We start from the raw sequence: 21,789 nt of genomic DNA on the forward strand, positions 1-21,789 counted from the left end.
ATTAGAGATTTTAAGCTTTAACTGATAAGATAGTAATCAATTACTATCTATTTATAAGTGTTTTTATGATAAGTCATGCCAAACACCTCCCTGCGGATGAACGCCGTGCTGTAATTGTACAGTCAGTCATAACGCTTGCTGCCACAAACAACCCGAGTGAAATCACCACAGCAGCTATTGCTAAACACATGGGACTCACTCAAGGATCTATCTTCAGACACTTTCCAAATAAAGAAGCCATTTGGCTGGCTGTGATGGAATGGGTGGCTGAAGAGTTATTACAACGAGTCGATAATTCAGCTAAAGGCATAGACTCCCCTTTAGCTGCCATGGAATCTATGTTTATGAGCCATGTGGAATTTGTATCGGCTTATTCTGGAGTGCCAAGAATTCTCTTTGGTGAATTACAACGCGCAGAAGCCACGCTAGCTAAAAACAGAGTGCAAGCCCTCATTAAAAGCTATAGTCAGCGCCTTTATGCGCACATTGAAAACGGAAAACGCTGTGGCGAGCTAGGTAGTTCACTGGATAGCTCGGCGGCGGCCCTACTATTTTTAGGCATGCTACAGGGCTTAATTATGCAGTCGCTCTTATCGGGTGATCCTGAGCATATACGTAACAACGCTCCCGGTGCTTTTACTATTTATAAACGTGGCCTAGAGAGTTCATCATGAAAAAATTACCCATCCGCGGTCGCACCTTGGCGCTTTTTGCCATCCTTTTGCCGCTACTCGCCCTTTTCATTTACACGGGATTACGCTCAGGCCCCTTAGCACCTGTAGCCGTAACGCTAATCACCGTAGAAGCGGATGAAATCCAACCAGCCCTCTTTGGCATTGGCACCGTAGAAGCCCGTTATACCTATAAAATTGGGCCCACAGTAGCGGGACGTATCAAGCAATTAGACGTACACGTAGGCGATACAGTTACCGCGGGGCAAGTCATTGGAGAGATGGAACCCATTGATCTGGACGATAAAGTACGCTCCCTAGATGCAGCCTTTAAACGAGCAGAAGCCATGTTGAGCGAGGCCAAAGCCCGCCAGGTTTATGCACAAACCCAAGCCCGGCGTTATGAGAAATTAGCAGCTGAACGCGCGACCAGTCAAGAAAATGCCGTCACTAAAAAGCATGAACTACAAATTGCCACTGCCGCCTTAACGGTGGCACAAGAGGATTTAGCACGTATTGAATCTGATCGTGCTGGTCTTGAAGCGCAACGTCATAACTTACGTCTCATTGCTCCCACTGATGGCATTGTGGCCCTACGCGATGCCAATCCTGGCACCACCATCGTTGCTGGTCAAAGCATTGTGGAAATTATTGACCCTAAAACCCTTTGGGTAAATGTGCGCTTTGATCAAAGCAGTGCTACGGGCCTGGCGGCTAAGCTACCCGCGCAGATTGTTCTGCGCTCAAGAAAAGACCACCCCTTAGCAGGTCAAGTATTCCGCATAGAACCTAAAGCCGATGCGGTCACTGAGGAGCTACTAGCCAAAGTCATCTTCAATGCCATTCCCGAACCCTTACCCCCTTTAGGTGAACTGACCGAAGTCACTGTTGCCTTAGCGGCTGTTGAGGCGATGCCTGTGATTACGAATAGCAGTATACGCAGTTATGAAGGCAAGATGGGCGTATGGAAAGTGGTGGATGGCGATACTATTTTTACACCCATTAAACTGGGTGCCAGTGATTTAAACGGCTTAGTACAAGTGCATGAGGGGCTAGAAGTCGGCGATAAAATTGTTCAGTATAGCGAAAAAGCCTTAGGTGCGAACAGCCGCATTAAGGTGGTGGATCACATCAAAGGGGTTGCACCATGATTAGTTTAGCTGGCCGCGATATCTTGCACACGTGGGGGAAGTTTGTTTTCACGGGCATAGGTTTAGGTTTGCTAATTGGCGTCACCTTGGTCATGGCAGGTGTGTATAGAGGTATGGTGGATGATGGCAAGGTGCTACTAAATAATAGTGGGGCCGATATTTGGGCCGTACAACAAGAAACCTTAGGCCCCTATGCGGAACCTTCTAGTATTAATGATGATACGTATAGATCTATTCTCACGACTCCCGGCGTAGCCAACGCAGCGAATGTTACCTACCTCAACATGCAAGTGGCTCAAGGCGATAAAGACGTACGCGCTATGGTGGTGGGTATTGCACCGGGGCAACCCGGAGCCACACCTGGTTGGCCTCCTTACCTTATCACTGGGCGCCAAATTGCCCGCAGCCATTACGAAGCCGTAGCAGACATTAGTGCTGGCTTTCAACTAGGCGATAAAATTCGGATTCGTCGTAATGAATATACGGTGGTGGGTTTAAGCAAGCGCACTGTTTCCTCCAGCGGTGATCCAATGATATTCATTCCGCTCAAAGACGCTCAAGAGGCGCAATTTCTCAAAGATAATGATGCGATTTGGCAAAGTCGGCGTCGTACTGAGGCAAATCCTGCATTAAATAGACCCAATGTGCCCGGTTTATTGGATGCCATTATCGCTTCACAAAGCACAAATACTTCTGTGAATGCCGTATTGGTGACTTTAAAACCAGGCTATGATCCTGATGAAGTGGCAACCGCTATACAGCGTTGGCAGCGCTTAACGGTTTACACTAGAGCAGAAATGGAAACCATTCTGGTCGATAAACTCATTGCCACTTCGGCCAAACAAATCGCTATGTTTTTGGTGATATTAGCACTGGTCAGTACCGCTATTGTGGCTTTCATTATTTATTCTTTGACCATGGATAAAATACGTGAAATTGCCGTATTGAAACTAATAGGGACTCGTAACCGCACCATTGCCGCTATGATTATGCAGCAATCCTTAGCCTTAGGCGTGATCGGCTTTGTGGTGGGTAAAATCAGTGCCACATTGGCCTCACCTATTTTCCCGAAATATGTACTCCTCACGCCCATGGATTCGGTGGCAGGTTTTTTTGCAGTGCTAATGATCTGTATTTTAGCCAGCGTGGTTTCTATACGTATTGCACTCAAAGTGGATCCGGCTGATGCCATTGAAGGATAGATACGATGATAAACAGTAAAAACTTTGGCGCAGGCATTCATATTGAAGGTCTAAGTAAACGTTACGGCCAAGGCAGCACCGCCGTAGATGCCCTAAAAGATGTCAATATGCACATAGCGCCCGGCGAAGTGGTTGGGTTAATTGGGCCTTCTGGTTCAGGGAAAAGTACGTTACTGAAATGTCTAGGTGCGGTGACAGATCCTACCAAGGGCCGGATGAGTTTAGGCGGTGAAGTGATTTTTGATAATGGTTGGAAGGTGCCTGATTTGCGCGCGTTAAGACGCGATAAAATTGGTTTTGTGTTTCAGTCGCCTTATCTGATCCCATTTTTAGATGTCACGGATAACGTGGCGTTACTGCCGATGTTAGCGGGGTTCTCAAACGCGGAATCACGCGCCAAAGCCTTAGAGCTACTTACCGCCTTGGATGTACAGCACCGCGCCAGTGCGATGCCCGCTCAACTTTCCGGTGGTGAGCAGCAGCGCGTGGCTATTGCACGTGGCCTCGTAAATAGACCGCCGGTGATTTTAGCCGATGAACCCACCGCCCCCCTAGACTCTGAGCGGGCGATGGTGGTCATACGTATTCTGAATGATATGGCACGTAAATATGAAACGGCAATTATTGTGGTCACTCACGATGAAAAAATCATCCCCACTTTCAAACGTATCTACCATATACGGGATGGCATTACCCATGAAGAAGTGGGGCAAGGGCTATTGCCTTGATCTTTAGGGTATAGCACTATATTTTTCCAAACTTGTCGGTGGTCAATTTCAAATGTAGCGGTTTCACCTATGATGAAACTGTTACTTCATTACTAGGAGAAAGAAATGAAAAAAGCCGTGTTTACGATGGAACCGTTTAGCTGTCCTTCTTGCATCAAGCAGATTGAAAGTACCTTAAATAGAATAGATGGTTTGGACGAAGTTAAAGTCATGTTTAACTCAGGCCGCATACGGGTGAGTTTTGATAGTAACCAAACCAACCCAGAGGTAATAGAAAGTGCTCTGACTCGCCTTGGCTACCCAGTTTTATCAACCAGAGTTTCATAATGTTTAGCTCCTAATCACTGACTCCCTCCTAAGAGTCAGTGATTACCGCCTTAGAACTATAATTAATTATCTGGGGATACATCATGTCTCAAATCAAAAACGCTTATATTGCGAGCGTGACGGGGGTCCTGTTGCTGCTTGCTCTGGCCTTTCATTTTGCTGATCTTTCGGCATTGAAAGATTATTCACTCATAGCTGGTACATTGATTGCAGGCTATTTTATCGCCATTAAGGCTTATCAGGCCTTACGCATGAAAGCTTTCAGCATTGAGTTACTTGTAACTATCGCCGTCATTGGTGCTCTTATCATTGGTGAATATGTGGAGTCAGCAGCGGTGACTTTTCTATTCATCTTTGGTGCTTATCTTGAAACACGCACCTTAGAGAGAACACGATCCTCACTGCGTGATCTAATTGATATGACACCCGTAGAGGCTACGGTGATACGACCTGAGGGTAACGTCACAATTTCAGCCGATGACTTAGTCAAGGGCGATCGCGTATTAATACGCTCCGGTGAACGTGTGGCAGTAGATGGCACCATTGTTTCGGGACAGGCCCTCATTGTTGAGGCCGCCATTACGGGTGAGTCAGTACCGGCAAATAAAGCCATTGATGATCAAGTCTACAGTGGCACCATTGTGGACAATGGCTACATAGAAGTTTTAGCTGATCGTGTGGGTGATGACACCACCTTCTCCAAAATCATTGAGATGGTAGAAGACGCGCAAGAAACAAAAACCCGCGCCCAAAAGTTCTTAGATAAATTTGCCAATATCTATACCCCATCCATTGTGGTGATGTCTGTATTGGTTTATTTATTTTCAAAAAACGTAGAACTCGCTCTCACCTTTTTAGTGATTGCTTGTCCTGGAGCTTTAGTGATCTCTGTGCCGGTATCTATGGTTGCCGGTATTGGTAACGGCGCGCGCCATGGTGTACTCGTTAAAGGTGGTGAGATTATGGAAAATTTATCAAAAATTAATCTAATTATTTTTGATAAAACAGGAACACTCACCCAAGGTAAGCCCACAGTTACCGATATCAAAAGCTGGGAAATGAACGATGATGAATTACTTCGTCTAGTGGCACAAGCTGAAACCGCTTCAGAACATCATTTGGGTCAAACCATCGTAGCAGAAGCCAAAAAACGTGAATTAGTTTTAAATGAAAAACTAGAAAATGCCCGCATCATCAAAGGCAACGGCATGGTGGCAACGGTAGCTGGTGATTATTGGGTCATTGGTAATCGTAAGCTCATGGCAGATCAAAACATCATTATTGATGAGCACATTGAATCCTATGCCACTCAACGTGAAAAAGCCGGTAATACTGCCATTTTTGCGGCCACCAATAACAAGGTAGCCGGGATCATCTCCATTGCAGACCAGATCAAACCCGAAGCCAAAATGGCACTGAAGCAGTTACGCCGTGATGGTGTAGAAAAAATGATTATGCTCACTGGCGACAACCGTCACACTGCTAAACTAGTAGGCGATGAACTGGGTCTAGATGCAGCCCACGCTGAGCTATTGCCCCAAGATAAAGTAAGCTGGGTTAATCAATTCAAAAAAGAAGGCTACCGGGTGGCCATGGTAGGCGATGGTATTAATGATGCTCCTGCCTTAGCTACCGCAGACGTTGGTTTAGCTATGGGAATTGGTGGTGCCGATATTTCTATGGAGACCGCCGATATTGTTCTTATGTCTGATCGTTTAGATCAATTTGCTCATGCTTACTCACTGGCTCAGGCCACTGTGCGCAACATGAAACAAAACACCGTAATAGCAGTAGGCACAGTGATCGTCCTTTTAATTGGGGTACTATTAGGAAAAGTATTTTTAGCTTCAGGTATGCTCATTCATGAACTTAGTGTTTTAGTTGTGATCCTGAATGCAGTAAGGTTGGTGCGTTATCGTTCACCTCAGAAAAAACTCCCACAGAGCGCAGATTCATTAAAATTAAATCATCATGAATCATAATAACTCCACTTCTCACTTTGAAAAAGCGACAGATACTACTGTCGCTTTACATTCTTTATGCGTCTCACGGGTACCCATTTTCAATCATTTACCCTATGAAGAGCTAACAGTAATCGCCGAAAAAGCCAACATGCGCACCTATGAAAGCGGGCAGTTCATACACCGCAGCGGCGAACGCGCTGAACAATTATTCATTGTGCATAAAGGCAGAGTTAAAGTTTACCGTTTATCTAAAACCGGCAAAGAGCAATTAGTACGTATTTTGCTTCCGGGTGATTTTAGTGGTGAGCTGGCGTTATTTTCAGAAACCAAGCACGACTCCTATGCGAAAGTCACTGAAACCTCACATATTTGCACCATTAATCGCGCTGACGTGAGCCAGCTTCTGCTGCAATTCCCAAGCATTAGTTTGCATGTGTTGAAAGAAATTTCAAAGCGTTTAAACACCAGTGAAAGCCAAACCACAGCGATTGCTACAGAAAGCATTAACACCCGCATTGCGCAATATTTGGCGGATTTGGTCGAGAAAGAGAACGCTTATACCTTTTCCCTGCCCATTTCCCGTAAAGATTTGGCTTCTTATCTAGGCACCACGCCCGAAACGCTAAGCCGCAGATTCAGTGAATTTGAAGCCGCGGGATGGATTGAGCAAACAGGACAGAGACAAATCACGGTTTTAGATCTAGATGCCTTGTTATTAACCTAAAAACACATTCTCATCGAAAAACTCTTCGTAATTAAAACCTTCTATTTGCGCCTCTTTAGCAAGATTATGAGTATACAAACGCCAAGCGGTGTTTTGATTAATCTCCTGTAACGCTTCACGAATGCGATCTGCCACCACTTCATACGCTAAGATTTCACCGTCAACCCGATTTTTTACTTGTAATATATGGAAACCAAAGCGAGTTTCTACTACGGCTGAATGTACCTGCCCCACCTTGGCACGGAATATCGCTTCTTCAAATTCCGGTACCGTTTGCCCTTTAGTTAAGGTGCCTAAATACCCTCCCTCTTCTGAGGAAGGACAGTTTGAGTATTGGCGTGCAAACTGAGCAAAACGTTGCGGTTCAGCTTGCACTTTTTCTAAGAGCGCTTCTGCTTTTTTTTGCAATAAATCTAAATCAATAGCAGGTGTGGACTGCAGCAAAATATGATCTACTTCTGCCGAGGCGCCTACTCGAAAATACTCTGGATTTTGCTCATAATGCCGTAGGCATTCGTCTTCGGTTAAGGTAGGCAGACTAACTTCCTGCTGCAAAATCAACGTAAAAAGCTCCTCTTCTGAGGCTGCACTTAAACCCAAGCGCTGTGCTTCATCAAGCAATAAACGTCTAATTACCAAGGTACTTACTGCCATATCCCAAGGATCTGCCGCCTCTTGATGATTTGTGAGCTCACTTAAGATATCCATCTCATGGATAGTCGTGCCATTTACTGTTATGGGTTGTATTTGCATGTTTTACCTTTATGCCTGCCTATATGCTTAATAATTAACGTGTCCTGACCAGCTGCCAAGCCCTGCCTAAATAAAACACTGTAGCAAAACCACTCCAAGCATGCACTAAGCGCGTGAAAGGAAAGATTAAGAAAAGTGTCATGCCCATAAACAAGTGGGCTTTAAATAAGAACGGTACCGCCATTAAATACTCCGCCCCTGCAAAACCACGGAAGGTCACTACATGCTGGGCCCACTGCATAAGCAGCACCATCACTCCCCCATCAGAATGCTTTGCAGATAAAAAGATAGTAGATAAACCCAATAACAACGTAATTAAGATCCAGATTAAAAGTACTTTATCCATGGGTTGAGTCACAGCAGCTAAACGTGGATTCGTTAAACGTCTATGCAGTAACAAGCCCAGTCCTACTAAACACAGGATGCCTAAAAAACCTCCAGACCAGATAGCAATGGCTTGCTTCGTACTATGAGAGATACCCAAGGTATCCCAAACAATGACAGGAGTTAACAGCCCCACTAAATGACCAAAGAACAAACCAATAATACCCACATGGAATAAAATATTACCTAAGCGCAGTGAGCCCGTATACAGCAACTGTGAGCTCTGACTTCTCCATGTGTACTGCTCTCTATCAAAACGCAATAAACTGCCCAGAAAGAATACAGTGAGGGCAATATAGGGATAAATACCAAATAAAAATAAATTAACTGTTTTCATGGCTGCTCTCCCGCAGGTTGCTCTTTAGGTTTTGGATAAAAACGTATGGCTTGCTCTCCAAATTGACCATGTAATAAGGGTTCCGTGCCTTCCTCATTGACCCCAAAGCGCTCCATCGCCTCATCCATATCGCGCACGGGCGCAATCTCTAGCTCTACCGGCTCTACGGTGGCTAGCTGCCTTAGCACCACAAAGGGTGCGGCATAGACGCTTTCGCTTTCTTCCAAGCGTATACCTATGGCTGCCATAATATGAATGGCTTCATTCAGTAAAGCTAGGGCTTCGGCTTCTGGTAATTGACTTAAAAATTCCAAAAACAAAGGAATGTAATCCGGCAATTCCGCCGAAGTTACTTCAAAACCATGGCTTTTGTACTCCTCCATTAAATCCACCATGGCCTGCCCACGGTCACGGCTTTCGCCATGAATGTGCTCAAACAAATGCAAGGAGTTCGAGGGTGTTCTATCAAAGGTGGCGACGTAATTTTCTTGCAGAGCAATTAAGCGGTTTTGCTCTAAATAATCCAATAACTCAGCTAACTCCTGTTCCGCCTCGGGCACGGTAGTTAAATGCTGCCGAATCTCCGGTAAGGCTTGTATTAAGGCCGCTTGCGGATAATCCATCAGCACAGAAAGTATTTTATAAAGAAACATGCTTCACCTCCGCTCTTACTCTATTCGGTTTGTTTGGATTAGGCTGAAGTTTAATCTCACGTGTAATCACTGTAGGCCCGGATTTCCCATCCTTAGGGCCCGGATTAGCGTGATGACGAGGTTTGCCAAATAAATTGGGCGCTGACACCCCACCACTGCAATTATTGCCAAAGGTAAAGCCACAACTACCCTGATCTTCCAAACTGTTTTCCACTATCTCTTTATGGCTGGTAGGAATCACAAAACGATCTTTGTAATCCGCAATCGCCATGATTTGGTACATGTCCTCTACGGTGCGTGCGTCTAAGCCCACATCATCAAGCACAGCCTGATCGGGCTCCCCATGCACCACCTCTGAACGTTTATAAGCGCGCATGGCTAATAAGCGTTTCAACGCATGGGTAATGGGCTGCTCTTTACCGGCGGTGAGTAAGTTCGCTAAATAACGCACCGGAATACGTAAGCTCTCCACATCAGGAATCATGCTGGCTTTACCAATGGTGGCATGAGGCATTTTGCCTGCTTCTGCCGCTGACTGAATCGGTGATAATGGCGGGATATACCAAACCATGGGCAAAGTACGAAACTCCGGGTGTAAGGGGAAAGCCACTTTCCATTCGCAGGCCATTTTGTAGACGGGTGACTTCTGCGCGGCTGTTACCCAGCTTTCCGGAATGCCTTGCTCTAGCGCCTTAGCGCGGATCTCAGGATCATTCGGATCTAAAAACACATCCAACTGCGCTTCATATAAGTCTTGCTCATCCGGCACAGAAGCCGCTTCAGCAATGCGGTCCGCGTCATAAAGTAATACGCCCAAATAGCGAATACGCCCTACACACGTTTCCGAACAAACCGTGGGCTGACCGACTTCAATACGGGGGTAGCAAAAGGTACATTTTTCTGCCTTACCACTTTTCCAGTTGTAATAGACTTTTTTGTAGGGGCAGCCAGAAATACACATACGCCAGCCTCTACACTTGTCTTGATCCACCAAGACAATGCCATCGTCTTCTCGTTTGTAAATAGAGCCCGAAGGACAACTCGCCACACAGGTGGGATTCAGGCAATGCTCACACAACCTGGGCAAATACATCATGAAGGTATTTTCAAAGGTGGAGTACATTTCCTTTTGTACATCTTCAAAGAGGTGATCTTTACTACGTGCGCTAAACTCACCCCCTAAATCATCTTCCCAGTTGGGTCCCCAATGGATTTTCTCCATTTTATTGCCGGTAATCACGGAAACTGGACGCGCGGTAGGGGGGGTACGACTTAGAGGCGCATTTTGTAGATGCTGATAATCATAGGTAAACGGTTCGTAGTAATCGTCAATCTGTGGCAGGTGCGGATTAGCAAATAAATTGGCTAAGATGCGTAATTTGCCGCCTTGTTTTGGCTTCAAGCGCCCTTTGTTATCACGCACCCAACCGCCCTTCCATTTGTTTTGATTTTGCCAATCTTTGGGGTAGCCCACGCCCGGTTTGGTTTCTACGTTATTAAACCACGCGTATTCCACGCCTTCTCTACTGGTCCAGACGGTTTTACACGTCACCGAGCATGTATGGCAGCCAATGCATTTATCCAGATTGAGCACCATACCTATTTGTGCACGAATTTTCATTAGAGCGCTCCTTCTGTTGTCTCTGTGGGATTCAGTGGCTCTTCCATCCACTCCACTTTATCGAGTTTACGTAACACCACAAACTCGTCTCTATTACTGCCTACGGTGCCGTAGTAGTTAAAGCCATAGGCTTGCTGCGCATAACCCCCAATCATGTGCGTAGGCTTTAATACGGTGCGGGTGACGGAGTTATGAATACCCCCGCGCTTTTGACTTAATTGTGAACCGGGCACATTGACGTTTTTCTCTTGAGCGTGATACATCAAACACACACCGGTAGGGATACGCTGACTCACCACCACACGAGCCGTAACCACACCATTCAGGTTAAACACCTCAACCCAGTCGTTATCCACTAAACCCGCGCGCTTGGCCTCAATTTCTGAAAGCCATACGTTGGGCCCGCCTCTGCCTAGCGTAAGCATATGGAGGTTATCGGAGTACGTACTGTGAATACCCCATTTCTGGTGCGGCGTCAGCCAGTTTAAAACCAATTCCGGATGGCCATTCGAGTGCTTATCCATCATGGGTTTTACGGATTTCATATCTACGGCGGGCTTATACACACAAAAGCCCTCGCCAAAATCCAGCATCCAACGATGATCTTGATAGATTTGCTGACGCCCTGTAATGGTGCGCCAAGGAATGAGCTCATGCACGTTGGTATAACCGGCGTTATAGCTCACCTCTTCACTTTCTACACCAGACCACGTGGGTGCAGAAATAATTTTCCGAGGTTGTGCTTGAATACTAGAAAAGTGGATTTTTTCGTGCGCGCGGCCTTCAGCAAGGTGCGTGTGCTTACGCCCGGTGATTTTCTCTAAGGCCTGCCACGCTTTCACGGCCACATGACCATTGGTTTCAGGCGCTAAGCCTAAGATCATTTCTGCCGCATCAATAGCGCTATCTAAACGCGGACGCCCTTTACTGATGCCTGCGTCCAATACGGCTTTATTTTGTTTGGCTAATTGGCCTATTTCCTCTTTGGTATCCCAAGTAATACCTTTACCGCCGTTACCCAACTCATCCAAGAGGGGGCCAGTAGAAGTGAATTTACGGTAGATTTCATTGTAATCGCGCTTCACTACTGTCATAGACGGCGCAGTTTTACCCGGAATCAAATCGCATTCGCCATACTTCCAATCCTTAGGCTCAAAGGCTTGACCTAATTCACTAGGCGTATCATGCATCAAAGGGGTTAAAACAATGTCTTCGCGCTCACCTAAGTAAGGGCCACCAATTTCAGTGAATTTCTTTGCTAAGAGTTTGTATATTTCCCAGTCGGATTTACTCTCCCACAAGGGCTGCACCGCTTCACTTAAAGGGTGAATAAAGGGATGCATATCGGAAGTATTTAAATCATCTTTTTCATACCAAGTTGCCGTAGGTAAGACGATATCACCGTACAAGCACGAGGTGCTCATACGGAAATCGAGTACCGTTAATAAATCGAGCTTACCCTCATTTTCTTCATCACGGTAGGCCACTTCTTTAGGACGAATACCGTCTTTCTCCTCGCTGAAAAGGGCATTTTGCGTACCTAAAAAATACTTCAGCATGTACTCATGACCTTTGCCACTGGAACCAAAAAGGTTGGAGCGCCAAACGAACATATTACGGGGAAAGTTAGCCGGCTCATCGGGGTCTTCACAACTCATGCGTAATGAGCCATCTTGTAGAGAATCAGCGGTATATTGCACCGGATCCATGCCCTTTTCACGGGCTTCAGCCACCACATCTAAGGGGTTACGCTCTAGCTGTGGCGCAGAGGGCAACCAGCCTAAACGCTCAGACTTGGCGTTGAGATCAATCATACTCATGCCTTCATAGGCAGACAGATCAGCCGTGGGGGATAAAATCTCATCCACATTGAGCTGCTCATGACGCCATTGGCCAGTGTGTGCATAAAAGAAGGAGGTGCCATTCATTTGACGTGCGGGACGTGCCCAATCTAAGCCAAATGCCAACGGTATCCACCCAAACTGCGGCCGTAATTTTTCTTGGCCTACATAATGCGCCCAACCGCCACCACTTTTACCCACACAACCACACATCACCAGCATGCCGATAATGGCACGGTAGGTCATGTCCATGTGATACCAGTGGTTTAAGCCCGCCCCCACGATCACCATCGAGCGCCCTTTGGTGTCGTGCGCATTTTGGGCAAATTCGCGTGCCACTTGGATGACTAAATGACGCGGTACGGTAGTGTGCTTTTCTTGCCAAGCCGGGGTGTAAGGAATGTCGTCATCGAAGCTCGTGGCAACATTATCACCACCTAAGCCGTTATCTACACCGTAATTAGCCATTTGCAAATCATAAACGGTGGCCACTTGAATGGTTTTACCATCACTGGTTTGCAGCGTACGCACTGGCACCTTGCGTAGCAATGTATCGCTATGCTCACCACCAAAATAAGGGAAAGCCACTTCGGCGACGGTATCGTGTTTTTCTACCAAACTGAGCTGTGGGTCAATCTCCCGCCCAGAGCTCACATCACGCATTTCTAAGTTCCAACGCTGCGGATGACCATCTGTGTGCTCGCCCTCCCCCCAACGCAAACCAATAGTGCCATTGGGCACCACAATTTCGGCGGTTAAACCATCAATAAGTAACGTTTTCCATTCCGGGTTATTTACCTGACCTAGATTGTTATCTAAATGGGAGGCGCGTAAATACTGGCCGGGATGCAATAAGCCGTTATGCTCTTCTAGCATCACCAGCATGGGCATGTCGGTATATTGCTTCATATAGCCGGTGAAATAATCGGATTTATTCGGTCTATGGAATTCCGATAAAATCACATGCCCCATCGCCATAGCTAAAGCGGCATCCGTGCCTTGACGTGGAGCCAGCCAAATATCACCAAACTTCACCATTTCGCCATAATCACAGGAAACGGCAACGGTTTTTGTGCCTTTGTAGCGAACCTCAGTGTAAAAATGCGCATCCGGTGTGCGCGTTTGGGGCACATTAGACCCCCACACAATGAGATAGTTTGAGTTATACCAATCGGCTGACTCGGCCACGTCGGTTTGCTCACCCCACACCTGCGGACTGGCCGGTGGTAAATCGCAATACCAGTCATAAAAACTCAAGCTGGTCCCACCTAACAAACTTAAATAACGGGTGCCTGCCGCATAACTGACCATGCTCATCGCCGGAATGGGTGAAAAGCCAATAATACGATCGGGCCCATAGTCTTTAATGGTGTGGGCATTGGCTGCGGCGATCATTTCCGTGGCCGTATCCCAATCTGCACGCACAAAACCACCCAAGCCCCGCACCGATTTATAACGGCGTGCTTTTTCTGGGTTTTCTGCAATGGATTTCCAGGCCGCGATGGGATCTAAGCTCTGACGCGCCTCTTGCCACATTTCCATCAACACCCCACGAATTAAGGGGTATTTAACGCGTTGAGCGGAATACACGTACCAGCTATAGGAAGCACCACGCGGACAGCCACGCGGCTCATGATTCGGTAAATCAGGGCGCGTAGCCGGATAATCCGTTTGCTGCGTTTCCCACGTAATTAAGCCGTTTTTTACGTAAATTTTCCACGAACAGGAACCAGTACAATTAACGCCGTGCGTGGAGCGCACGACTTTATCGTGCTGCCAGCGTGCTCTGTAGGCATTTTCCCACTTGCGGTCCTCATTGACGACCTCGCCATGCCCCTCTGAGTAAGTAGACTTCACGCGTGACATAAAATTCAAACGGTCTAGGAAATGACTCATGCTGTTGTCCTTATAAATATAATTTTACTAGCAAGGCATGGGCGCATTACGGCGAGCATAAAACCACCACGTAATTGCCATACAGCTTAGATAGAAAATAACGAAAGAAACCAAAGCGGCTTCAATACCACCGGTCATGGCAATGGAAGTACCAAAGCTGCGCGGAATAAAAAACCCACCAAATGCACCTACGGCGCCGGTGAAACCCAATACTGCGGCTGATTCTTTATTTGCGGCAAGTTTGGCTTTCTCCTGCTCTGCCTCAGATTTTCCATTTGAGAATCGAGCGTGTTTTAGTGCAAAAATCACTGGAATCATGCGAAAAGTGGAACCATTGCCAATGCCTGAAAGCGCAAATAAGGTAATAAATAACACTAAAAACAGGAGAAAACTACCGCTAGACGTTGCAGTTGGAATAACAAAAAACAGGGCGACCACAATGGCTGTCATACACGTAAAGGTATAAAGCGTAACGCGAGCTCCACCGAATTTATCGGAAATACCTCCACCGACTGAACGCGTTAATGAGCCAATCAAAGGGCCTAAAAAGGCATACGCTACGCCATTACTGTCAGGGAAAAGTAGGTTGCTGAGCATAGCAAAACCGGCAGAAAATCCAATAAAAGAGCCAAATGTACCTACATACAGCCAACACATAATCCAGTTATGTTTACGCTTAAAGATAATGGCTTGCTCTTTAAAAGACCCTTTGGCATCGGCAATGTCATTCATGCCAAACCAAGCCACTACCGAAATAATCACAATAAACGGCACCCATATAAAACCGGCGTTTTGCATCCACACGGCATCGCCATCTACTACCTGTGGGCCGCCACCTATGCCACCAAACACACTGAAACCAATGGCAATAGGAATGGCAAACTGCGCTAAAGACACACCTAAATTCCCAACTCCCGCATTCAAGCCAGTAGCTAAGCCTTTACGGGCCTTCGGAAAGAAAAAGCTGATGTTCGCCATACTGGAGCTGAAATTGCCGCCACCTAAGCCGCACAGCAACGCTAGGATCAATAAGGTGGAATAGGAGGTGCTGGGATCTTTTAAGGCAAAACCTATACCCAAGGTTGGGATAAGCAGCATGGCAGTAGAAATTGCCGTCCAACGTCTACCGCCAAAAATAGGCACGAGAAAAGAATAGAAAACACGCAGAACTGCGCCCGATAAAGAAGGTAAAGCAGCCAACCAAAACAACTGGTTAGGGGTGAAATCAAAACCGGCTTTATTTAAATTAACCGCGACAATGCTCCACAACATCCAGACACTGAAAGCCAAAACCAAAGCGGGTATAGAAATAAATAAATTTTTAGAAGCAATTTTGCTACCTTCTTGCTCCCAAAAATTAATGTCTTCTGGCTTCCATGTGGTGAGTACATATTTATTACTCATGCCTGCCCCTTTTTAAAACTAAAGTGCATCCAAATTAAGGAAATACAAACGGTACCGTAAAGCAGCATAAAACTACTTGAGCGTATGCCGGTAAGATCGACGAGGATGCCAAATAAAATAGGCAAAACAAAACCGCCTAACCCTCCAGCTAAGCCCACAATGCCGGAAACCGCACCCATATTTTCACTAAACTCATCGGATATAAACTTAAATACGGATGCCTTCCCTATGGCCATGGCGATCCCGACCACAAACATCAAAACCGTAAAAGTAATGGGGCCAAGCGCAATACGAAAAGTTTGCTCACCTTGAACCGTATTAATAGTGAAAGACGTATCGGGATAACTTAAAAGGAAAAAGGCCACCCAACACACCCACATCACCCACCACGTGGTTTTATAAGCGCCGTGCTTATCGGATATCCAACCACCCACTGCACGCAAGACACCACCAGGCAATGAAAAACACGCCGCTAAAAAAGCAGCGGTTTTAATGTTAAAACCGTACTCGCCTATGTAGTACTGCGTCATCCATAGGGAAAGCGCCACATAGCCACCAAATACCACGGAATAATATTGGCAGTAACGTAAAACACGGGGATCTTTTAACAAAACCAATTGCGATTTGATGCTGGTGGACTGGGGGGATTTATGTGCCGGATCAGTAGACGTTAGTAACCAAAAAATGATGGCCGTAATCAACAGCGCAATCGAATACACTTTAGGAAGAATAGTCCAAGCCCCTCCTGCCATCACAATTAGGGCCGGTGCCACAAATTTGGTAAGAGCCGCGCCGGAGTTTCCGGCCCCAAATATCCCCATCGCTAAGCCTTGCTTATTTTTAGGAAACCAACGGGCCACATACGGTGTGCCCACTGAAAAAGACCCACCCACTAAACCTACAAATAAAGCCAAGACTAAGAACTGCCAATACTGCGTGGCGTACGATAAGAGCCAAATGGGGATGACGGCAACCAACATGGTGAGCAAAAACACCATACGACCACCATAGCGGTCAGTCCAGATGCCTAGGGGTACGCGCACTAAGGAGCCCGTTAATACTGGCGTTGCTGCCAAAAGGCCGAATTGTGTTTCGGATAAATTTAGCTCAGTGCGGATGGGAATACCTAAGACCGCAAACATCATCCATACCGCAAAGCAAATGGTAAAAGCAAAGGTACTGCCGCCAAGTACTAGGTATGGAGAAGCTGACGATTTCCTCATTGTGACCTTCCTTTTTCCTATTGCATAAATTTAGGTAGTAGTGGATCATGAAACATGAGTATTGAACTCATTTTTCATTAATAAAAGGCTACAGGTACATTCTTTGAGATGGTTTGATTTATATCAATAAAAGACTGTTACTTTTATAAGATATCTTTCTATTTACCCTACGGAGGTTTTTATGACTGATCAATGGTTACCAACCCTAATAACAAATACCCCGCAAGAAGGGTATGAGCTGGCAATTACGCTCAGCCGTCGTGGCGTTAAATACACCCAGCCTGACCCAGAGGTTTTGCATCGATTACGCCCTGAATATGCGAATGATGCCAATGCCTTAACCGCGGCCTCGCAGGTAATTGCCATTAATTTCCAAACGGTAGCGGCAGCGAATAATTATTGGATTAAAACATAATAAAACACTAATTTAATACATGATTTAGTGACACTCTATAAAAGTCGTGTTATAACATGACTTTTATATACACCTTTAAGGAAGTTAATCATGTTATCCGCTGAGCAGCAAGCAATTATCAAAAGCACCGTGCCTTTATTAGAGGCTGGTGGTGAGCAATTAACGCAGCATTTTTATAACACCATGCTCTCCGAGTATACGGATGTGCGTGTACTGTTTAATCAGGCAGCTCAAGATTCGGGCAGACAGCCCCGGGCTTTGGCAAATAGCTTGCTTATGTATGCGAAAAACATTGATTCACCTGAAAATCTGCAAGAACTCGTGGATTTAGTCACTCATAAGCATGCCTCTTTACAGATTCTGCCTGAGCAATACATTATTGTTGGCACATGTTTATTACGTGCTATTAAAGAAGTATTAGGAGAAGAAATTGCCACCCCTGAGGTGATGGATGCGTGGAAGAACGCTTATTTTGCCTTAGCAGACCTTCTGACTCAAAAAGAGGAAACGCTATATCATGATACGGAAATGGCGGAGGGTGGCTGGCGCGGTGAGCGACTTTTTTATGTGGCCGATAAAGTCAAAGAAAGTGATGTGATTACGTCTTTCTACCTAAAACCCATCGATGGTAAACCTATAGTTAAACATAAAGCAGGCCAGTACTTAGGTTTTCGCTTCATCTTTTTAGAAGGTGAGCAGCGTAGAAACTATTCTATTTCCGATACTGCCAATGGTGAGTATTACCGCATTAGCGTTAAACGTGAACCAGAAGGTGTGGTCTCTAATTACTTGCACGACGAAGTAAAAATTGGGGATCGTTTCCGTGTTTACCCCCCTTTTGGTGTGTTTACTTTGCAAGAACCTACCCGCCCCATTGCTTTGATCTCTGCTGGGGTTGGCATTACGCCTATGGTGCCTTTACTGGAAGAAGCTCTTACTACTGATCAGCCCGTTTACTTTATTCATGCCGCTCAACACCACGGCGTAGACCCTTTTTATGATTGGTTGCATGAAAAAGCTGCAGCACATCCTAATCTGACTATCTTTAAGTGCTATGAAAACAATGAAGAAAATAAAGCCCACCATGAAGGCTTACTAGATAAAGATTTAATTGCCAAACTACTACCTAGTACCGATATGGATGTTTACTTTTTAGGCCCCACTCCTTTTATGGCGATGGTAAAGCGAGCGCTTACTGAGTTAGGTTACCCAGAAGAACAATGCCACTACGAGTTCTTTGGTCCAGCGGAAGCTTTACAATAAATTTACCCATTTCCCCATAAAAAAACCCTAGCCATTAAAAAATAGTTAGGGTTTATAGAAAAGTGCGTAAGGTTACAGATTTAGTCTTTTTTATGATCTGCAGGATTGAATGGAAAAGAGCTAAACATATTTAATGTTTGGCCTTGCATTTGATCTTGCATTTGCACGAACAAGTTTTTACTTTGTTCTATGTAATTATTCATGGCATTTTGAAGTACAGGGGTTTGTACTGCCATGAATTGTGTCCAGGCTTCAGAACCCATTTTAGGATCATACAACCCCTTAGACTGCTTACTCATACGCTCTTGAATATCAATAAACGCCTGAATATTTTTCTCTATGTAATTACCCATCAACCCCTGCATGGTACTACCGTAGAAGCGAATAATTTGTGCCAATGCATTCGCAGAAAACATAGGCATACTACCCGCTTCTTCTTCGAGAATAATCTGCAACAACACACTACGCGTAATATCTTCACCGGATTTGGCCTCGACGACTTCCAGCGTTTCATTAGCCAGTACAAGCTGCTTCACATCAGCTAGCGTAATATAGGCGCTAGTCTGGGTATCGTACAAGCGTCGATTGGGGTATTTCTTAATCAGTCGAGTCGTTTCTGGTGTATTGTCTTGTGTCATAGTTATGTCTAATCAATCTCACTAGTTCGTCTAACGACGAATTAGCTCATGTGCAGGCCGCCGTTAACGGAGAAATCACCACCGGTAGCAAAGCCAGCATCATCAGAGGCTAACCACGCCACCATAGAGGCAATTTCCTCAGGCTCACCTAAGCGACGCACTGGAATGGTGGCCACAATCTGCTCTAAAATATCCTCACGAATAGCGCGTACCATATCGGTACCGATATAACCAGGAGATACTGTATTTACGGTTACACCCTTAGATGCCACTTCCTGAGCTAAGGCTTTAGTGAAACCATGCATACCTGCTTTAGCTGTGGAATAGTTAGTTTGACCAAACTGACCTTTTTGGCCATTAACCGAACTAATATTAATAATACGGCCCCAGCCTTTTTCTAGCATGCCATCTACCACTTGCTTAGTTACATTAAAAATGCTGTTTAAGTTTGTGTCTATCACGGCACGCCAGGCTTCTAGATCCATTCTACGAAACTGACCATCACGTGTGATACCAGCGTTATTGACTAGTACATCTACCGGACCAAATTTCTCTTTAACTTTATCAAAAGCAGCCACGGTAGAGTCCCAGTCTGTGACATCTACAGAGGAGGCATGAAAGTCAAAACCAAGTTTTTTCTGCTCATCTAACCACTCTTGGGGGTCACGATTAGCGCTGCAACCCGCAATCACGGTAAAGCCATCCTTAGCTAAACGCTGACAAATGGCCGTTCCGATTCCACCTGTACCACCTGTTACGTAGGCAATTTTTTTTGTCATAAGATTCTCCTAATATTTAATCTTTGATATTTGATATTTAAATAGCTATTACTATTCATTGACTGCTTTAGTCATTTACTGCTTTAGTCATTTACTGCTTTGGTTTTCACGTACTGGCCGGGAGCAGGCTCAATCTCTGGGTAGTTTTTATTACCCAAGGCTTTAGGTGCATTTTTCTTTTTACCAGACTGCTTAACAAGCCACGCACTCCAATCAGGCCACCAGCTACCTTCATGCTTTGGTGCCTGCTCTAGCCAATCCTCAGCTACACCTGGAAAATCCGCTTTCTCAGCCGCATCATAAGCCCAGTAATGGCGACGGTTCGCCGCAGGCGGATTAATCACGCCAGCAATGTGACCAGAAGCTCCTAATACAAAGCGCTCTGCTCCTGGCACAATAGCTGTGCTACAGTAAGCCGTTTTCCAAGGCACAATGTGGTCATCAATGGAACCGTACATATAAGTAGGAAGCGTTAGTTTCTTGAAGTCTATGGGACTGCCATCCACTTTAACTTTACCACCTACTACGAGGTTATTTTCTAGGTAGGTATTACGGAAATACCAGGTGTAAAAAGGCCCAGGTAAGTTTGTACCATCTGAGTTCCAGTACAAAATATCAAAGGCTGGTGGTGTCTCACCTTTGAGGTAATTGCTGGAAACGTAATTCCAAACCAGCTCCGAAGGACGTAAGAATGAAAAAGTAGTAGCTAAGTCTGAGCCTTTCATAAGCTTAGAACCAGACAACATCCATTCACGTAATACCGCTAAACCTTCATCTACAAACACACCCATAATGCCTACATCGCTGTAATCCAGCATGGCGGTGAGTAGTGTCATGCTGCTGGCGGGGTTTTCACCTCTGTCTTTAGCAATACTTAGTGCCGAGGCTAATAAGGTACCCCCCACACAAAAACCTAACGTATTAACTTTTGGGCTTTCGCTAATGTCTTGTACTACTTCTATGGCTTTTAAAACACCATGCTCTAAGTAATCTCCCCAAGTGGCGTCAAGGATGCCATCATCATCATTAGGGAGAGCATTACGCCAAGAAATTAAGAAAACCTGCTGGCCTTGCTCTAAAGCGTAACGCACAAACGAGTTTTCTTGTTGTAAGTCTAAAATGTAATATTTATTAATATTTGGCGGCACCACAAGTAAAGGTCTTTCATAGACTGACGCTTGTTGTGGCTGATAATGAATGAGCTGAAAGAGCTCATTTTGATAAACTACGGCACCGGGTGTGACCGCTAAATTTTCACCCACGGCAAACTGGGACTCATCCGTTTGCTCCATACGCCCTCTTTGAGCGTCTTTGAGAAAGTTTTGTGCTCCTTTCAGCAAGCTTTGACCTTGAGTCTCTACCGCTGTCTGCATAGCATCAGGGTTGGTAATTAGATAATTAGCGGGAGATAAGGCTTCAGCCCATTGCATAGCAGCAAAGGCCAGCTGCTCATGAATTTTTGGACTATCTGTAACGGTATATGCCATACGATTTAAGGTATCTGCATATAGCTCCCATAGATGAGCGCTAAGCAAGGATTGCTGATTTTGCGCCCAAGCATCTCCACGGAAGCGGCGATTACGCGGTGGCTCTAGCTCACCTTTTTGTGCCTGTACGTTTAACTCTTGCCATGTACGCAAGAACTCTTGCTGGATTTCTCCCAGTTTTTCTTGATCTAGCAAAGAAAGACTTTGCCAGTTATTAGAGCTAATTTGACTCACTCTACACACCTTAGAAAATAAATGAATAAATAAAAACTTATATCTGCGTGTACCTATACTATATTTTGTTATTTAGTAGTTATTTTATTTGATA

General features: G+C 45.4%; 19 protein-coding genes. 9 read left to right on the forward strand and 10 right to left on the reverse strand.

The features are described 5' to 3' along the window. Positions 1-65: 65 nt before the first annotated feature. The 7 genes from AC2UZJ_RS10005 to AC2UZJ_RS10035 all read left to right on the forward strand — a co-directional run bounded on the left by AC2UZJ_RS10005 (position 66) and on the right by AC2UZJ_RS10035 (position 6,767). Positions 66-674: a TetR/AcrR family transcriptional regulator gene (locus AC2UZJ_RS10005; protein WP_486950010.1), complete on the forward strand. Its 609-nt coding sequence runs from the start codon at positions 66-68 to the stop codon at positions 672-674. Then, complete coding sequence (locus tag AC2UZJ_RS10010) at positions 671-1,822, forward strand: efflux RND transporter periplasmic adaptor subunit (protein WP_486950011.1); 1,152 nt, start codon at positions 671-673, stop codon at positions 1,820-1,822. The genes AC2UZJ_RS10005 and AC2UZJ_RS10010 overlap by 4 nt, the downstream gene beginning before the upstream one ends. After that, complete coding sequence (locus AC2UZJ_RS10015; protein WP_486950012.1) at positions 1,819-3,024, forward strand: ABC transporter permease; 1,206 nt, start codon at positions 1,819-1,821, stop codon at positions 3,022-3,024. Before AC2UZJ_RS10010 ends, AC2UZJ_RS10015 begins: the two co-directional genes overlap by 4 nt. A 5-nt stretch (positions 3,025-3,029) precedes the next feature. Then, the gene (locus tag AC2UZJ_RS10020) at positions 3,030-3,752 is read left to right on the forward strand and encodes an ABC transporter ATP-binding protein (RefSeq protein WP_486950013.1); all 723 of its coding nucleotides are present in this window, start codon (positions 3,030-3,032) and stop codon (positions 3,750-3,752) included. Positions 3,753-3,857: 105 nt separating this feature from the next. Then, positions 3,858-4,079, forward strand: coding sequence for a heavy-metal-associated domain-containing protein (locus AC2UZJ_RS10025; protein WP_486950014.1), 222 nt, complete (start codon positions 3,858-3,860; stop codon positions 4,077-4,079). Between the two features lie 83 nt (positions 4,080-4,162). Further along, entirely contained in the window at positions 4,163-6,061 is a 1,899-nt protein-coding gene (locus AC2UZJ_RS10030) for a heavy metal translocating P-type ATPase (RefSeq protein WP_486950015.1), read from the forward strand. Beyond that, positions 6,051-6,767 (forward strand): Crp/Fnr family transcriptional regulator, encoded by a 717-nt coding sequence (locus AC2UZJ_RS10035; protein WP_486950016.1) that lies wholly within the window; start codon positions 6,051-6,053, stop codon positions 6,765-6,767. Before AC2UZJ_RS10030 ends, AC2UZJ_RS10035 begins: the two co-directional genes overlap by 11 nt. Here AC2UZJ_RS10035 and AC2UZJ_RS10040 read toward each other — a convergent pair. From AC2UZJ_RS10040 to AC2UZJ_RS10070, 7 genes are read right to left on the reverse strand one after another with little or no spacing between them, the layout of a single operon-like run. Continuing rightward, positions 6,759-7,520 (reverse strand): peptidylprolyl isomerase, encoded by a 762-nt coding sequence (locus AC2UZJ_RS10040; RefSeq protein ID WP_486950017.1) that lies wholly within the window; start codon positions 7,518-7,520, stop codon positions 6,759-6,761. The two genes, AC2UZJ_RS10035 and AC2UZJ_RS10040, sit on opposite strands and share 9 nt — an antisense overlap. Before the next feature lie 34 nt (positions 7,521-7,554). Further along, positions 7,555-8,241, reverse strand: coding sequence for a respiratory nitrate reductase subunit gamma (narI, locus tag AC2UZJ_RS10045; RefSeq protein WP_486950018.1), 687 nt, complete (start codon positions 8,239-8,241; stop codon positions 7,555-7,557). After that, on the reverse strand, positions 8,238-8,894 hold the full coding sequence (gene narJ, locus AC2UZJ_RS10050; RefSeq protein WP_486950019.1) for a nitrate reductase molybdenum cofactor assembly chaperone: 657 nt from the start codon (positions 8,892-8,894) through the stop codon (positions 8,238-8,240). Before narJ ends, narI begins: the two co-directional genes overlap by 4 nt. Continuing rightward, a complete protein-coding gene (narH, locus tag AC2UZJ_RS10055) occupies positions 8,881-10,515 on the reverse strand; it encodes a nitrate reductase subunit beta (protein ID WP_486950020.1) in 1,635 nt (544 codons plus the stop codon). Before narH ends, narJ begins: the two co-directional genes overlap by 14 nt. After that, positions 10,515-14,252 carry a nitrate reductase subunit alpha gene (locus AC2UZJ_RS10060; RefSeq protein ID WP_486950021.1) on the reverse strand — a complete coding sequence of 1,246 codons (3,738 nt, stop codon included), beginning with the start codon at positions 14,250-14,252 and terminating at the stop codon, positions 10,515-10,517. The genes narH and AC2UZJ_RS10060 overlap by 1 nt, the downstream gene beginning before the upstream one ends. A 27-nt stretch (positions 14,253-14,279) precedes the next feature. Next, the gene (locus tag AC2UZJ_RS10065) at positions 14,280-15,656 is read right to left on the reverse strand and encodes a NarK family nitrate/nitrite MFS transporter (protein ID WP_486950022.1); all 1,377 of its coding nucleotides are present in this window, start codon (positions 15,654-15,656) and stop codon (positions 14,280-14,282) included. Next, entirely contained in the window at positions 15,653-16,879 is a 1,227-nt protein-coding gene (locus AC2UZJ_RS10070; RefSeq protein WP_486950023.1) for an MFS transporter, read from the reverse strand. Before AC2UZJ_RS10070 ends, AC2UZJ_RS10065 begins: the two co-directional genes overlap by 4 nt. Positions 16,880-17,060: 181 nt before the next feature. Between AC2UZJ_RS10070 and AC2UZJ_RS10075 the strand changes: the two genes are divergently transcribed. After that, a complete protein-coding gene (locus AC2UZJ_RS10075; protein ID WP_486950024.1) occupies positions 17,061-17,294 on the forward strand; it encodes a hexameric tyrosine-coordinated heme protein in 234 nt (77 codons plus the stop codon). 90 nt (positions 17,295-17,384) lie between these two features. Then, positions 17,385-18,557, forward strand: a complete 1,173-nt coding sequence (gene hmpA / locus AC2UZJ_RS10080; protein WP_486950025.1) for an NO-inducible flavohemoprotein — start codon at positions 17,385-17,387, stop codon at positions 18,555-18,557. 80 nt (positions 18,558-18,637) lie between these two features. Here hmpA and phaR read toward each other — a convergent pair whose 3' ends face one another. The 3 genes from phaR to AC2UZJ_RS10095 all read right to left on the reverse strand — a co-directional run bounded on the left by phaR (position 18,638) and on the right by AC2UZJ_RS10095 (position 21,695). After that, entirely contained in the window at positions 18,638-19,195 is a 558-nt protein-coding gene (gene phaR, locus AC2UZJ_RS10085; protein WP_486950026.1) for a polyhydroxyalkanoate synthesis repressor PhaR, read from the reverse strand. A gap of 41 nt (positions 19,196-19,236) precedes the next feature. Further along, positions 19,237-19,974, reverse strand: a complete 738-nt coding sequence (gene phbB, locus AC2UZJ_RS10090) for an acetoacetyl-CoA reductase (RefSeq protein ID WP_486950027.1) — start codon at positions 19,972-19,974, stop codon at positions 19,237-19,239. Between the two features lie 83 nt (positions 19,975-20,057). Beyond that, positions 20,058-21,695: a PHA/PHB synthase family protein gene (locus AC2UZJ_RS10095; protein WP_486950028.1), complete on the reverse strand. Its 1,638-nt coding sequence runs from the start codon at positions 21,693-21,695 to the stop codon at positions 20,058-20,060. Between the last annotated feature and the right edge of the window lie 94 nt (positions 21,696-21,789).

Source organism: Paenalcaligenes sp. DL 309, from assembly GCF_057475285.1.